Below are 15,309 nucleotides of genomic sequence, written 5' to 3' on the forward strand. Positions count from 1 at the left end.
GGAGAACTCGACCTCCGCCGCTGCGCGGCTCCGGGACTCGGACAGGCTCTCGCCGACATCCCCCACGCCGGCGCGCTCAACGCGGCGCCCTCCAACGCCCGCTTCGAGCCTGCCCGCCTCCAGCGGCTTGCATTTGCGGCCTGCCGGCTTGCCCAAACATAAGCCGCTGGAGCAGGGGGTATTTGCGCCAGGCGTTGGAGGGCGCTGCCTCGGAACGCCCGACCGCCCGGCGCAAATACCCCCTGCTCCAGCGGCGTTTAAAGACCCAAAAAAACCGGCGGAATAAAACTCAACCAGGGCCGGCAGATAATATTCAAAAAGCCGGCACGATTAGATTCCGGCGTCCCTACTTGCCGCCACCCGTCGCATGCACGACATAGCTCGACACAGCATCCATCTCCTCTTCGCTGAGCGTAGCCGCAAACGAAGGCATCACGCCCACGCCCTCATGCAGTGCCTTTTTCACGGCCGCCATGTCCGGCTTTAGCTCATCCAGGTCGGGACCGATGGCGCCCTCCGAGCCCGCGTCGGCCAGGGTATGGCACACGGCACAGGCCGGAACCGCCTTGGTAAGGAATAGCTCTTTGCCCTGCTCCAGCACCGCTGGATCGGGCGCGTCCGAGGCGTGAGCTGAAAAGGCCGCGCCCGCGATGGACGCGGCGGCCAAAAAGAAACGTGCTGCTTGCTGCATTGAAGAGTCCTACGAAATTTTTTGTATGAAAAACAAGATTGGCCCCGCTCAAGCCATGCGGCTTGGCAGAGGCCGCCTAAGTTCGAGCCGCCTCGAGCGCAGAAAAGCGCCGGCCGGTTCAAGCCGCCTTGGCCTTGCCAAAGCGGCGACCGGCTCAGTGCGACTACTTCAAGCGACCTTGACGGTGACCATGTGGTCGCGCCAGCTGTTGTTGATGTAGCCGCGGTTATTCTCGACGCGCTCCTCGGGCTGGGTGTCGCCGTCGTCGTTGGTGACGCGCGAAGCCAGTTGATGTTCGCCGGCCGGCAGATCGACCGTCAGCGCAAAAGCGCGCCACGCATACTTGCCCAGATCTGGGCCGATGAACTCGGCTTTCTGCCAGTCTTTGCCGCCGTTGATCGACACCTCGATCTTCTCGGCTTCGCTCATGCCGCCCATGGCCACCCCATTGATGGTGACCTTGCCCGCCTTGACGGTCTGCTCGGCATCGGACGGATAATTGATCCACGACTTGGGCGGCATTTCCCAGACGGAATCGTGTTCGGGCGTGCCTTTGACACCCACCGGCGACATGCGATAGCTGTTCTGCTGGATGCTTGCGGGCGACTGCTCTTTGGTGAAAGCCAGCTTCTTCACATACTTGACGTTGTTCACGCCCGTATAGCCCGGCACGATCATGCGCAGCGGCCCGCCATGGGCCAGCGGAATGGGCTCGCCGTTGATTTCCCAGGCCAGCAGCGCGTCTTCGATCGCCGACAGGGGCACGGAGCGCTCGACCATGATGGTATTGGCGTCCAGGCCCGCGGGAATCTCCTCGCCGCCCGTGCCCGTCATGTATTCCATGCCGTCCACCATGCCGCCCGTGGCCTCGAGTACGGCCTTGACCGGCACGCCGGTGAACACCACGCAGCCCGCCGCGCCCACCGTCCATTGCGTGCCGCTGGGCTTGTGAGGAAAGTAGGCCCGGCCGTTGCCGGAGCATTGCAGCACCATGGCCACGGAAGTCAGGCCCAGCGTCTTGAGCTCGGCCACGGTGAAGCTGCGCGGCTTGTCCACGCCGTCGACCTGAACCTGCCATGCGTCGGGGTCCTTCACGATGTCGGCCGAGGGGGGCGTCACGTTATTGCGGATGAACAGCTTGTCCAGCGGCGTGATGCCGCTGGAGCCGAAGGCCGTGCGGCGCGTCTCGATGGTGTTGGCGCTGTGCACGATCATGCTGTCGGCGTCTTTCCATTGGGCATAGCCAGGCAGCGGCTTGGCGTCCGACACGGGGCCGGGATTTGACTGCGACGCGGGTTCGGTGGAGTCGGCCAGGGCCGGCGCCCCCAGGCCCGCCCAGGCGACGGCGCCTCCTGCGGTGGCCAGCAAGCGGCGGCGGATGATGTTCGTCTTATGTTCCATGATGATCTCCTTGTCGTAACCCGGCGGCGGTGCGCCTCTGAATGCTGGCCCTGTTTCCAGGGCCGAATTTCTTTCTCTCCCCTATATATGGCCATATATAGCCAGAGGAAATTAGCTTATTGCCATTAATAATATATCAATATATGCCCTCGCAGCCGCGCCGGCGCCGTCCGTTCGAACGAGGCGCAAGGCGTACGGGAAATGCGCCGCGCGGGCCGAGGAGCCCGGTTCGCAGTACAATCGTGGGTTTCCATCTGCCCCCGGGATCGACACCCGTAACGGCCGCTCATCATGCAAGAAACCACCCTCAAGCGCGCCGGTGGCGCGCCCGCCGACTCCGGCGCCACGCCGCTTTCACCGTCCGCCGCTGGATCGAGCCGCAAGCTCTTCATCAAGACCTTCGGCTGCCAGATGAACGAGTACGACTCCGACAAAATGGTCGACGTGCTGCGCAACGACCAGGGGCTGGAGCTCACCCAGGACCCTGAAGAAGCCGACGTCATCCTCTTCAATACCTGCTCGGTGCGTGAAAAGGCGCAGGAAAAAGTCTTTTCGGACCTGGGCCGGGTGCAGCACCTGAAACAGCTCAATCCCGACCTAATCATCGGCGTGGGCGGCTGCGTGGCCAGCCAGGAAGGCGAGGCCATTGTGCGGCGCGCGCCCTACGTCGACGTGGTGTTCGGGCCCCAGACGCTGCACCGCCTGCCCGCGCTGATTTCGCAGCGCAAGCAGTCCGGGCGGTCGCAGGTGGACATCAGCTTTCCCGAAATCGAAAAATTCGACGCCCTGCCGCCGGCCAGCATCAACGGCCCCAGCGCGTTCGTCTCCATCATGGAAGGCTGCAGCAAATATTGCAGCTTCTGTGTCGTGCCCTATACCCGCGGCGAAGAGGTGTCGCGTCCCTTCGACGACGTGCTGGTCGAGGTGGCCGACCTGGCCGACCAGGGCATCAAGGAAGTCACCTTGCTGGGGCAGAACGTGAACGCCTATCGCGGCCCCATGGGCGACAGCGCCGAAATCGCCGACTTCGCCATGCTGCTCGAATATATCCACGAGATTCCGGGCATCGAGCGCATCCGCTACACCACCTCGCATCCCAAAGAGATGACCACCCGCCTGATCGAGGCCCACGGCGCGCTGCCCAAGCTGGTGCCCTTTCTGCACCTGCCCGTCCAGGCCGGCAGCGACCGGGTGCTGGCGGCCATGAAGCGGGGCTATACCTCGCTGGAGTTCAAGTCCATCGTTCGCCGGCTGTGCGCCGCGCGGCCCGGCATGACCCTGTCGTCCGACTTCATCGTGGGCTTTCCCGGCGAAACCGAAGACGATTTCGAGAAAACCCTCGACCTCATCCGGCAAGTGGGCTTCGACCAGTCCTTCTCCTTCATTTACTCGCGACGTCCCGGCACGCCCGCCGCCGACCTCGAAGACAAGACCACCAAAGAAGAAAAGCTGGCTCGCCTGTACAGGCTGCAGGCGCTGGTCAACGACCAGGCGGCCGCCATCAGCCAAGCCATGGTGGGCGGCATCGAGCGCGTGCTGGCCGAAAAGCCCTCCAAGCGCGACCCCAACGAGCTGATGGGCCGCACCGAGAACAACCGCATCGTCAACTTCGCCGCGCCGGCGAACCTGATCGGCCGGATGGTGGACGTGCGCATCGTCTCCACCAACACCAATACGCTCAAGGGCGAGCTCGTTTCTTCCGAGGCGGGCCCGGGCCTATGAGCAGCGCCGCCCGCCACAAGCCCGTCGCCGTCGTGCTAGAGGGCGACAACACCCATCTGGCCAACCTGTGCGGCCCGCTGGACGAAAACCTGAGACAGATCGCCGACGGCTGGAACGTCAAGCTCAACCGGCGCGGCAATCGCATCACCATCGAGGGCGAGCAGGCGCGCGCCGCCGCCGACGCCCTGCGCCTGTTCCACCGCCGCTCGGTGCACAAGCCGCTCTCGGTCGACGACATCCAGCTGGGCATGGTCGAGCTGGGCGCGGGCCGCAGCCGCGACGAAGACGAGCCTGCCGACGCCCCCGCCCTGCCCGAACTGCCGCCGGTCGACGACCATAGCGGCGATATTTCGTTGCGAACGCGGCGCAGCGACCTGCGCCCGCGCACGCCGCGCCAGCGCGACTACCTCAACAACATCCTCAAGCACGACATCACCTTCGGAGTGGGGCCGGCCGGCACGGGCAAGACCTGGCTGGCCGTGGCCTGCGCCATCGATGCCCTCGAGCGCGAGTCGGTGCAGCGCCTGGTGCTGACCCGGCCCGCCGTCGAGGCCGGCGAGCGCCTGGGCTTCCTGCCCGGCGACCTGGCGCAAAAGGTCGATCCTTATCTGCGTCCCTTGTATGACGCCCTGTACGACCTCATGGGCTTCGAGCGGGTGCAGCGCCTGTTCGAAAAGCAGACCATCGAAATAGCGCCGCTGGCCTATATGCGCGGCCGTACCCTGAACCACGCTTTCGTCATCCTGGACGAGGCGCAGAACACCACCCCCGAGCAGATGAAGATGTTCCTGACCCGCATCGGCTTCGGCAGCAAGGCGGTGATCAACGGCGACCCGTCGCAGGTCGACCTGCCGCGCGGCCAGCCCAGCGGCCTGACCCATGCGCTGGACGTGCTCGACTCGGTCCAGGGCATCGCCACCACGCGCTTCACCAGCCGCGACGTGGTGCGCCATCCCCTGGTGGCGCGCATCGTCGACGCCTACGAAAAAGCGGGCTCGGGCGATGCATGAGCTTTCATTGGCGGTGCAGTACGCCGAACCCGCGCCCGAACTGCCGCGCTGGCGCTTGAGGCGTTGGGTGCAGCGCAGCCTGGACGTGGCCGGCGACACGCTGCCCGGACTGCGCGCCGCCGCCATTACGCTGCGCCTGGTCGGCCAGGACGAAGGACGCGAACTCAATCGGCAATACCGCGGGCGCGATTACGCCACCAATGTCCTCACCTTCGAATACGGCATGGACCCCGAGGGCACCCTTGCCGGCGACATCGTGCTGTGCCTGCCGGTGCTCGAGCGCGAGGCGCGGGAACAGGGCAAGACGCTGCTGCATCACGCCGCCCACCTCACCGCGCATGGCGTCCTGCACGCCTTGGGGCACGACCATCTGGACGCCGCCGAGGCGCGCGACATGGAAACGCTGGAAACACGCATTCTCGCTACTTTCGGCATCGCCGATCCTTACGCCTGATCACTGTGCCGGAACCCACGGCCGCGCCCGTGCGCCGCGCACTTCAGCGCCCATGCGAGCCCGCCGCAACAATCACTGCGACCGAAAAATTTTGCAATTTCGGTTATGCTAAATGCTTCATAACCAGTCCTGTGGACAATGTCAGAATCCCATCCCAACGACCCTGAGCCCCGATCTAGCAAGGCGTCCTCGAAATCCCTGCTCGCCAAAATCGTCTCCCTCATCCGGCCGGAACCGGAAGACGAAGAAGACATCAAGGCGGTACTCGAGGCCGCACACGACAGGCAAGTGCTGGACGGCGATGCCTTCACCATGATTTCCGGCGCGCTCAACGTCGCCAACCAGACGGCCGCCGACATCATGGTGCCCCGCTCCAAGATCGACATGCTGGACATCACCAAGCCCCTGTCCGATCTCCTGCCGGAAATCATCGAAACCGGCCATTCGCGCTTTCCGGTTTACGAGGGCGACCGCGACAACATCGTCGGCATCCTGCTGGCCAAAGACCTGCTCCTGACCCTTACCAACCCCTCCATCGACCTGCGTCCGCTGGTGCGGCCGGCGGTGTTCATTCCCGAGACCAAGCGCCTGAACGTGCTGCTGCACGACTTTCGCAGCAGCCGCAACCACCTGGCCATCGTCATCAACGAGCACGGCGGCACCGCGGGGCTGGTCACCATGGAAGACGTGCTCGAGCAGATCGTCGGCGACATCGAGGACGAATACGACGAGGACGCCGAAAAAACCATCTTCCAGACCGGCAGCAACAGCTGGCGCGCCATGGGCGCCACCGAAATCGAGATCTTCAACCGGGCGTTCAACACCAGCGTGCCGGACAATGACTACGATACGCTGGGCGGCTGGTTCACCGCCGAGCTGGGGCGCATACCCAAGCGCGGCGACACGCTCGATTTCGAAGGCCTGAACATGACAGTGGTGGGCGCCGACAACAAGCGCGTGCTCTGGCTTCACATCCAGCACGACGCGCAAAGCCCCCTGGCCCTGTCCGAAGCGGCCAAGCCTTGAAGCCCACGCTGCAATCATGGCGCCATGGCGCCAGCCTGCTCCTGCTGGGCGCGGCCCACGCCCAGGCCTTCGCGCCCGAGCCGCTGCCGGCCGTGCTCCTGCCCTACGTGCAGCTGCTCTGCCTGGCCTTCCTGGCCCGGGTGGTCTGGCGCGCGCCCAGTGTCAAGGGCGCGGCGGCGACGGGCTTCCTGTTCGGATTGGGCAGCTTCGCGGTGGGCCTGTACTGGATCTTCATCAGCCTGCATCGCTACGGCGGCATGGCGGCGCCCCTCGCCTCGGTCGCAGTATTGCTGCTGGCCGCGGGAGAGGCCCTGTTCTACGGGGCGGCCGCCGCGGCGGCCAAATGGCTGGCGGGGCGCGGCCTGCGGGAGGGGGACGGCTATGCCCGCCATTTTCTCGCGATAGCCGCCTGGGCCTCATGCTGGACCTTGGCCGAATGGCTCAGAGGCACGCTCTTTACGGGGTTTCCCTGGATGGCCGTCGGCTACGCCCACGTCGACGGTCCTCTTGCCGGCTGGGCGCCGATTATCGGCATGTACGGGCTCACCTGGCTGGCAGCCTTCATCTGCGGCGCGGTAGGCCTGCTGATGCACCTGCAGCGCTCCGGCCGCGAAGCCCCGGCTGCCGCCACCGTCGCCGGGGCCATCGCTCTGGCCCTGATCGGCTGGGTGCTGGGCGGGCTTTCCTGGGGCCAAGCCGACGGCAGGCCGGTGCTGATGCGCCTGGTCCAGGGCAATGTCCCGCAGTCCGAGAAATTCGACCCCGCCCTGATGCAGCAAGGCATAGAGACCTACATGCAGCTTGCCGCCCTGCCGCCCCGGCAGCCGGACATGAATCCCGCCGTCATCGTGCTGCCCGAAACCATCGTGCCCCTGTTCCAGGACCGTTACGCGCCGCAGTTCTGGGACCAGTGGCGCCAGATCGCGGCCCAGCGCGGCGCCGGCATCATCATGGGCGTACCCCTGCATTCGCGCGGTCCCGAAGGAGAACGCTACACCAACAGCGCCATCGGCTTCGACGGCGCCACTTCCGTAGAGCGGCTGGTCTCGGGTTCGACTGCCATGCGCTACGACAAGCACCATCTGGTTCCCTTCGGCGAATTCGTGCCGCCGGGGTTTCGCTGGTTCGTCGACGCCATGCACATTCCGCTGGGCGACTTCGACCGCGGCGAAACCCGCCAGACCCATTTCGAACTGGCCGGCCAGCGCTTCGCCCCCAATATCTGCTACGAGGACGTGTTCGGCGAGGAAATCATCCGCGGCGTGCGGGACAGCGCGGAACATGGTCCGGGCGCCAGCATACTCGTCAACATGAGCAATCTCGGATGGTTCGGCGAGTCGTGGGCTTTGCGCCAGCATCTGCAGATCTCGCGCATGCGCGCGCTGGAAACCGCCCGGCCGATGGTGCGCGCCACCAACACCGGCATGACCGCGGCCATCGACCCCGACGGCCATGTCAGGGCCGTACTGGACGCCCACGTGAAGGGCGTATTGGACGTCGAAGTGCAGGGCATGGCGGGCATCACCCCCTATGTCAGGGCGGGCAACTGGCCGGTACTGGCATGGAGCCTGTTGGCGGCTGCCGCCGTACTGCTGCGCCGCCGGACATCGGGGGCTGCTGGCGCGTAGGCGGAACCGCTCGTGCAGGTATCGGCGCGCCGGCGCCATACTGCTAATCGCCGAACGAGCGGTCCAGCAGCTTTTCAAAGCCCTGGGCATTGACGGGAGCCGAATACAGAAAGCCCTGGGCGAAGTCGCAGCCGGCCTCGGCCAGCACCTTGCGCTGCCCCGGCGTGGTGACGCCTTCGGCGATTACCGACAGCCCCAGCTTGCGCGCCATGAGGATGATGGCCTCGCACAGGCGCTGGTCCTGCGGGCTGCGTTCGATATTGCGCACGAAGGACATGTCGATCTTCAGATAGCCGATGTGATGGGTAAGCAGATAGGGCAACGATGAATAGCCGGTGCCGAAATCGTCCAGCGCAATCTGTATGCCGGCATCGCTGAAGGCCAGCAGCTTGTGGCTGATCTGTGGACTGATGTCCATGAGCAGCCTTTCGGTGATTTCCACCACCATGCCTTCGCCGGGCACACCGAGCTTGTGCAGGCTGGCCAGCAGATCGGCCGGATGCAGCTTGCGGCTGGCGAATTGCGCCGGCGACATATTGACCGCCATCTGGAAATCAGGCTGCCTTCGGCGCCACTGCGCCAGCTGACGGGCGGCTTCTCGGAACACCCAGTTGCCCATGTCGACGATAAGGCCGGTTTCTTCGGCCTCATGCATGAAATGCATGGGACTGAGCAGGCCGTTGCGCGGATGCTGCCAGCGCAGCAGCGCCTCGGCCTTGACCACCCGGCCGCTGAGCAGGTCGATGATGGGCTGGTAGTACAGGACGAGCTGCCCGGCGTCCAGCGCCCCGGACAGGTCGCGCACCAACTGGCGGCGCAGGCCGGCCTCGCGCCGCATGCCGGGCGCGTATACGCTGTAGCCGTTGCGGCCCTGGTCCTTGGCCGCGTACATGGCCAGATCCGCATTGTGGATGAGCTCGTCGGCGCTCTCGCCGTCGCGGGGGTAGAAGGCCGCGCCTATGCTGACGGATATTAGGCCGCGGTCGTCGCCCAGCAAATAGGGTTCGGCCACGGCGCGCACGATTTTCTCGCACAGGCCGCGGGTTTCCTCTTCGCCGCAGATGCCGTCGGCGACAATGCAGAATTCGTCTCCGCCCAGCCGGGCGACCAGGTCCGAGCGGCGCACGCAGGCCAGCAGGCGAGCGGCCACCTGACGCAGCATTTCGTCGCCCTTGCCGTGGCCCAGCGTGTCGTTGATTTCCTTGAAGAGATCCAGGTCGAGATACAGCAGGACGAACGCCGAACCGGTGTGGCGGGCATACAGCATCTTGGCTTCCAGCCCCTGTTGCAGCATGAGCCGGTTGGGCAGGCCCGTGAGATAATCGTAATGAGCCTGGTGCCAGATTCGCTCGTCGCGCCGTTTTTTTTCGGTGACGTCCGAGAACAGCCCGACCCGGCAGCGTACGCTGCCATCGTCGTTATAGGAAGTGCTGATCGTCAACCGTTCGGCGTACTCTTCGCCGTTCTTGCGCCGGTTCCAGATTTCGCCCTCCCAGCTTCCGCTGCGGCGGATGGATCTCCACATCGCCCTGAAAAAAGCCGGGTCGTGCCGGCCCGAACTCAACACGCTGATGCGGCGCCCCACCACTTCGTCCAGGCTGTAGCCGGTGATATCGGTGAACGCGGGATTGACGGTGATGACGATGCCGTTGGCGTCGGTCACGACCATGGCATCGCTGCTGTGCTGGTAAACCAGCGACGTGAGCTGCGCCATGGCTTCTTCCTGCTTGCGGCGCGTCACGTCGAGCATCACTCCCGCGATCAAGCGCCTGCCCTCGACATCCAGCCGCGAGCCGAAAACCTCCACGTCGATAAACGAGCCGTCCTTGCAGCGCGCCCTGCGTTCGTAGTGGATGTCTTTTTCTTCGGCGAGCGTCTGCTGCAGTTTCTCGGCCACACGCTGGCGCTCGTCGTGCGCCACCACGTCGAAGATGGAAATGCCCAGCATTTCGGCGCGCTGATAGCCCAGCATCCGTGCCAAGCGGTCGTTGACATACAGGAAGCGATCGTCTTCCAACAGGTACATGCCCACAGCGGCGTGATCGGCCAGGCTTGCGTGCATGGCCGGCGTCCATGGGGAAATGCGATCCAGACGGGAGAATTCGGGTCGATGACGTTGCCACTCTTCAACCATAGGCCGTCCATCCAAAAATAGGACTGCTGCTGTGAAGCCGCCCTGCTGCAAAGGCGGGCGCCGATCAAGTGCGCGGAATCAGGCGCATCTAAATTTGAATATCGGCATTAGACGTCTATTGTACGCTTTTCGAAACCCGTCGTTACAAAAGCTCGCAAGCAAAAATTCCTGTCTTCTTCCGCTTGCATTTCGGGGCGATCGAAACGCGCAAAAGCGCTTCAGTCCTTACTGGCCGCGGCCTCCTCACCGCTGTCGGCCCTGCCGCGAAGGCGCCAGCCATTTCCGTCGCACGCTCATCTGTTTCCTTTTCTACTTGCACAAAAAAATTTTATGGTGCATAATTTCGCTTCTTTGCTAGGCACCGCAACACGGGGGTATAGCTCAGCTGGGAGAGCGCTTGCATGGCATGCAAGAGGTCAGCGGTTCGATCCCGCTTACCTCCACCAGTTCCTACAAAGAAGCAGTAGAAAGGCTTGTTAAGCAAATAGCAGTAATGTGGGCCCAAACGCCCGGCGCTTGAAGAAGTTGCCGCCAAAAGCAGCGTACGCTTCGTGCTATAATTTACGGCTTGTTTGTCCTTGTGTCCCCTTCGTCTAGAGGCCTAGGACACCACCCTTTCACGGTGGGTACAGGGGTTCGAATCCCCTAGGGGACGCCAGCACTTTCTGGCAAGCAGTACACCGCTGCGGAGCGGTAGTTCAGTTGGTTAGAATACCGGCCTGTCACGCCGGGGGTCGCGGGTTCGAGTCCCGTCCGCTCCGCCACCGAATTCAGTAAAAAAGCACTTACAGCAAGTAAGTGCTTTTTTTTTCGCCTCGCTCGTGCCTTCCCATGCATGAAGAGGTTGCCGGAGGCAAACGATGACACGAGTTCGCGTCGAGGGCTTCACCATCTCGCTCGATGGATACGGAGCCGGTCCGCATCAAGACATCGACCATCCGCTCGGCGTTGGCGGGGCGGAACTGCATCAGTGGCTGATCCCGACACGCACGTTCCAGCGGACCTTGTTCGGCAAGGATGACGGCACGACCGGCGTCGACGATGACTTCGCCGCTCGCGGCTTCCTGAACGTCGGAGCCTGGATTCTCGGAAGGAACATGTTCGGGCCCGTTCGCGGGGAATGGCCGGACACGAGCTGGAAAGGCTGGTGGGGAGACAACCCGCCGTACCATGTACCCGCCTTCATCTTGACTCATCATGCTCGCGCCCCCATCGAGATGGAAGGCGGCACGACGTTCCACTTCATAACGGGGGGCATACACGAAGCGCTCGACCGCGCACGCGAAGCCGCCGGCGGACTGGATGTGCGGATCGGCGGCGGGCCGGACACGATTCGGCAGTATCTGCGCGAAGGCTTGATCGACGAGCTGCACATCGCCATCGCCCCCGTCCTGCTCGGCCGGGGAGAATCGCTGTTTCAAGAGGTCGACCTGCGGACGCTGGGATACGAATGCGTTGAATCCGTAGCAACGGAGAAGGCCACGCATATCGTCCTAAGGCGCCAAGGGCACACGGGCGCCTGACTGCCGCCATCGTCCTTCGGCGCCTTTCGCTTGGTCAGGGCGCCGGCCCGATCGTCGGGACGCCTCGCCGAACATATTCGGCGTCCAGCAACTTGGTATCGGGGCAACCCAGCTGGACGAGTGTGTTCCGGTACTCTTCCTGCAGCAGGCCCAAGGCATGGAATACGCCCGCTTCGCCGGCGCAGGCCAGGCCGTACAGCGCGGCGCGGCCCACCATGACGGCGCGCGCGCCCAGCGCCACGGCCTTGGCGATGTCGCTGCCGCGGCGTATGCCGCCATCGACCAGAATGTCGAAGCCGGGCATCGGCGCCAGCTGGGCCAGCACGTCCAGCGGCGCGCATGCGTCGTCCAGCTGCCGGCCGCCATGGTTCGACAGCACCACGCCGTCCATGCCCATCTTGCGGCAGCGCTCGACGTCGTCGGAATGCAGCACTCCCTTGACCAGCATTTTCCCGGGCCAGCTCTGGCGGATGGCGTCCAGGGCGGCCCAATCGAAGCTCTGGTCCATGGACCGGCTCAGCAAAGCCGCCCGCGCTTCGGGGGACGGCATCTGGGAGGCATGGAAGTTTCCCAGCACCGGAAGGCCATGGCGCAGATAGCGCCATGACCAGGCGGGATGGCAAAGGCCGTCCCAAAGCGTGCGGATTCCATAGCGCACGGGCAGCCCGAAGCCGTTGCGCAAGTCGCGCTCGCGCTTGCCGTTGGCCACGACGTCGGCGGTGACCACCAGGCATTCGTAGCCTGCGCTCTTCGCCCTCTCGACCAGCGACCGGGCCAGCCCCGGTTCGATGACATACAGTTGGAACCAGAGCCGCCCCGCGCTGAGTCCGGCTACCTGCTCCAGCGACATGCTGGACGCCGTGGACAAGGTGAAGGGAATGCCGCAGCGCTGCGCCGCGCGCGCCAGGGCCAGGTCGGCCTGCGGCCAGAACAGGGAGTTCAGGCCAGTGGGCGCCACGACGGCGGGAAACGCAATGTCCCGACCGAACATCGGGGTTTCGGGCCTGACGGCGCTCAGGTCGACCAGGCGCCGCGGCAGGAAGCGCCAATTCCGGTATGCCGCCGGATTGTCCCGCAGCGTACGCTCATCCAGGGCCCCGCCCTCGAGATAGTCATACACCATCTTCGGCAAAGTGCGACGCGCCTGCCGGCGCATGTCATATACGCTTACCCATTTCATGTATCAACTACCGCCTTCATTTCGCCTCGCACTCATGGCCCTTGCCACGTCAGAAATGGTGGGTCAGCCCTACCGCCACGCTGGTCTGGCTCCCTCCCGCCTCGGCCTGGAAACCCGCGCCAGACGTGCCGCTCGAGGCCGAGTTGGCGGCATAGCCCTTGTTGTCCATGTAGGCAGCCGATATGAAGACATGGGTACGCTTGGAGAACAGATAGCGGGCGCGAGCCACATAGAACCATGACTTGGAGCCGACGTCCGCGTCCTTGTAGCGCAAATAGTTCACCGAACCGTCCAAGACCACGGCAGGACTCGCCTGATATGCCGCGTTCAGGGACCACATGTCGCTGCGATCGCCCAGAGACCCCGCATAGCTGGCCATCCCCGCATCGTTCTTGCGGTTCAGGTAGATCAGGCTGAGCTTGAGGTCGTCGAACTTGACGTAGCCGTTGAGCGTCCAGTGCCTGTCCTTTTCGTCCTTGAGCAGGGGCGCTCCGGCGCCATACCATTCGTTCCAGGCGCCGCCGCCGGCGTCCGTGCCTTGCAGGACGTCGTAGGCCGCCGCGACGCCCCAGTTCGCCGCATCGTAGCCCAGCATCACCGACCAGGCCTGGCATGCGGTCTGGTCGGTGTAATCGACTCCGCAGCCCTTCAGCGTCTCGCGGCCGCGCGCGTAGGCGGCGCCGAAGCGCAAGCCGTCGAACTTGCCGAGATAGGTGATGGAGTTGTCCATTCTCGTATTGGGTATGTAGCTGTTCAGCGACGCCAGGCCGTGCGTATTGGACCCAAGCAGGTCGGCCTCCGCCAGGCCCCGCTTGAGCATGTTGTATTGCCGGCCGAAGGCAAGCTGGCCGAAATCGCCCTTCAGGCCGACCCATGCCTGGCGGCCGAACAGGCGCTCCCCTTGCCGCGCAACGCCCGTGGCGGTGTTGAATCCCGACTCCAGTACGAAGGCCGCGCTCAGGCCATTGCCCAGGTCCTCTTTGCCGCGCAGGCCCCAGCGGGACGAGATGGAAGACGTGACGTTGTTGAAATGGACCGAACTGTGCTTCTTGCCGGTCTCGACGTCGTAGACGTTGTTGACGTACTCGATTCCCGTCCCGACGATGCCGTACAAGCTCACGTTCGTCGAGCTCTGCGCACTTGCCATCATCGGAAGTACGGATGCAATACCGATTGCAATAGTTTTTGGTTTCACTGCTATCTCCTCCATTGGCGGTCAAAAGGGTTCAATATCGTTGTCGCGGGCAACACGCCGCCAATCGGGACGCCAGTCGGACGCCCGTTGCGGCCCTGAGCCGCCGCTTGGCTCAGGGAAAGCTATGGATGCAAGCGGAAGGGGTCAGGACGGCCGCGTGGCAAACTCGCTCAGCGCGTCACGATTCAAGGTGAATCCGAGGCCTGGAGTGTTCGGCAGCTCGAGCCATCCGTCGCGAGGGACGGGAAGATCATTGAATATCTTGCTCAGGCATTCGACCGAAAAGATGTGGTACTCGATCATTCCTCCGTTGCGCAGGCCGGCGTGCAGATGCATGTTGTGGAAGGGCCATGCCCCGCCGTTGTCGATGTTGACGCCAAACCCTTCCGCCATGGCCGCAATTTTGCGGCACAAGGTGATGCCTCCGGTGATGGCCACGTTGGGCTGCAGCACATCCAGCGAACCATGAAGGAGGAAATCCCTGAACTTCTGGATCTGCCCTTCGTTCTGCCCACCCGCCAGGGGGATTCTCGTTTTGCCGCGCAGTTCGCGCAGGCCGTGCACGTCGTTCGCGACCAGCGGCTCTTCGAAGAACGAGATGTCGAAAGCCTCGATGCGTTGGGCCAACCACGTCGCGTGATAAAGGTCCAGATTGCAGTTCGCATCGACGAACAGCTCGGCCTCCTCGCCCGCCGCCTCGCGCAGGATCTCGACCCGCTTGATGTCCTCGCGCATCACATCCATCAGGGGACGCGGCTCGTCCCGCCGCTTCAGGCCATTGTGTCCCACCACCATCTTGAACTTGCTGAACCCCCTCGCCTTCCAGGCGGTGGCCACTTCAGCCAGCTGCTCGCGATCGAAGAAGTCGAATCCGATGGTGGCATAGGTCTGCACTTTCGGACGCGCCCCGCCCAGCAGCCTCCAGACGGGCAGGCCCAGCTCCTGTCCCTTGATGTCCCACAGGGCCAGGTCCACGGCGGCGATGGCATGCATGGCATAGCCCGATTGTCCGCGAGGCGTCATCATCCAGTAGAGCTTGTCCCAGATTCTCTCGATATTCAGCGCGTCCTGGCCGACCAGCGCCGGCGCCGCGATGTCGTTGATCGCGCATGCGACGACGCTTTCCTCCGTGATCGCGGTCATGCCGACGCCGACATGGCCCGCCTCGGTCGTGATTTCAACGATACAAATACCCAGCTCGTGCTGGTTCTTCCGACCGCAATAGTCGAAGGAAGCGGGAACAGAGAGGGCCGTCGCCCGGACCTCGGTGATTTTTGTCGACTTGCTCATGACTGCAATAACTCCTGATGAGTGATGCGTCGCCGGCTACTCGCCGGACCGGACG

The 15,309-nt window shown here is 64.0% G+C and carries 12 protein-coding genes and 3 tRNA genes; 9 read left to right on the top strand and 6 right to left on the bottom strand.

From position 1 onward, the window contains the following. Positions 1-346: 346 nt before the first annotated feature. Both sorU and sorT read right to left on the bottom strand, forming a co-directional pair. Positions 347-691 (bottom strand): SorU family sulfite dehydrogenase c-type cytochrome subunit, encoded by a 345-nt coding sequence (gene sorU, locus CSC67_RS11855; RefSeq protein WP_118994748.1) that lies wholly within the window; start codon positions 689-691, stop codon positions 347-349. Between the two features lie 168 nt (positions 692-859). After that, positions 860-2,092 carry a SorT family sulfite dehydrogenase catalytic subunit gene (sorT, locus tag CSC67_RS11860; protein WP_118994749.1) on the bottom strand — a complete coding sequence of 411 codons (1,233 nt, stop codon included), beginning with the start codon at positions 2,090-2,092 and terminating at the stop codon, positions 860-862. A gap of 291 nt (positions 2,093-2,383) precedes the next feature. On the opposite strand from sorT, the gene miaB reads away from it, so the two are divergent. The 5 genes from miaB (at position 2,384) to lnt (ending at position 7,932) form a co-directional block, all read left to right on the top strand. After that, positions 2,384-3,814, top strand: a complete 1,431-nt coding sequence (gene miaB / locus CSC67_RS11865; protein ID WP_118994750.1) for a tRNA (N6-isopentenyl adenosine(37)-C2)-methylthiotransferase MiaB — start codon at positions 2,384-2,386, stop codon at positions 3,812-3,814. Continuing rightward, the gene (locus tag CSC67_RS11870; RefSeq protein WP_118994751.1) at positions 3,811-4,824 is read left to right on the top strand and encodes a PhoH family protein; all 1,014 of its coding nucleotides are present in this window, start codon (positions 3,811-3,813) and stop codon (positions 4,822-4,824) included. Before miaB ends, CSC67_RS11870 begins: the two co-directional genes overlap by 4 nt. Continuing rightward, positions 4,817-5,278 carry an rRNA maturation RNase YbeY gene (gene ybeY / locus CSC67_RS11875; protein WP_118994752.1) on the top strand — a complete coding sequence of 154 codons (462 nt, stop codon included), beginning with the start codon at positions 4,817-4,819 and terminating at the stop codon, positions 5,276-5,278. The genes CSC67_RS11870 and ybeY overlap by 8 nt, the downstream gene beginning before the upstream one ends. A gap of 138 nt (positions 5,279-5,416) precedes the next feature. Continuing rightward, on the top strand, positions 5,417-6,304 hold the full coding sequence (locus tag CSC67_RS11880; RefSeq protein ID WP_118994753.1) for a CorC family transporter: 888 nt from the start codon (positions 5,417-5,419) through the stop codon (positions 6,302-6,304). Continuing rightward, positions 6,301-7,932, top strand: a complete 1,632-nt coding sequence (gene lnt / locus CSC67_RS11885; protein WP_118994754.1) for an apolipoprotein N-acyltransferase — start codon at positions 6,301-6,303, stop codon at positions 7,930-7,932. Before CSC67_RS11880 ends, lnt begins: the two co-directional genes overlap by 4 nt. A gap of 43 nt (positions 7,933-7,975) precedes the next feature. Here lnt and CSC67_RS11890 read toward each other — a convergent pair whose 3' ends face one another. Continuing rightward, a complete protein-coding gene (locus CSC67_RS11890) occupies positions 7,976-10,066 on the bottom strand; it encodes a putative bifunctional diguanylate cyclase/phosphodiesterase (protein WP_118994755.1) in 2,091 nt (696 codons plus the stop codon). A 370-nt stretch (positions 10,067-10,436) separates the two neighbouring features. Here CSC67_RS11890 and CSC67_RS11895 point away from each other — a divergent pair. From CSC67_RS11895 to CSC67_RS11910, 4 genes are all read left to right on the top strand, one after another. Continuing rightward, positions 10,437-10,512, top strand: a tRNA-Ala gene (locus CSC67_RS11895). A gap of 136 nt (positions 10,513-10,648) precedes the next feature. Next, positions 10,649-10,724: transfer RNA gene (locus CSC67_RS11900), tRNA-Glu, on the top strand. 29 nt (positions 10,725-10,753) lie between these two features. Next, a tRNA-Asp gene (locus CSC67_RS11905) sits at positions 10,754-10,830 on the top strand. A gap of 96 nt (positions 10,831-10,926) precedes the next feature. Further along, positions 10,927-11,589, top strand: coding sequence for a dihydrofolate reductase family protein (locus CSC67_RS11910; RefSeq protein ID WP_118994756.1), 663 nt, complete (start codon positions 10,927-10,929; stop codon positions 11,587-11,589). Positions 11,590-11,623: 34 nt separating this feature from the next. Here CSC67_RS11910 and CSC67_RS11915 read toward each other — a convergent pair whose 3' ends face one another. The 3 genes from CSC67_RS11915 to CSC67_RS11925 all read right to left on the bottom strand — a co-directional run bounded on the left by CSC67_RS11915 (position 11,624) and on the right by CSC67_RS11925 (position 15,254). Then, on the bottom strand, positions 11,624-12,769 hold the full coding sequence (locus CSC67_RS11915; protein ID WP_118994757.1) for an alpha-hydroxy-acid oxidizing protein: 1,146 nt from the start codon (positions 12,767-12,769) through the stop codon (positions 11,624-11,626). Positions 12,770-12,818: 49 nt separating this feature from the next. Beyond that, a complete protein-coding gene (locus CSC67_RS11920) occupies positions 12,819-13,964 on the bottom strand; it encodes a porin (protein ID WP_245220214.1) in 1,146 nt (381 codons plus the stop codon). Positions 13,965-14,108: 144 nt separating this feature from the next. Next, complete coding sequence (locus CSC67_RS11925; protein WP_118994758.1) at positions 14,109-15,254, bottom strand: mandelate racemase/muconate lactonizing enzyme family protein; 1,146 nt, start codon at positions 15,252-15,254, stop codon at positions 14,109-14,111. Between the last annotated feature and the right edge of the window lie 55 nt (positions 15,255-15,309).

The organism is Pusillimonas caeni (assembly GCF_003545815.1).
Classification (GTDB): Bacteria; Pseudomonadota; Gammaproteobacteria; order Burkholderiales; family Burkholderiaceae_B; genus Pusillimonas; species Pusillimonas caeni.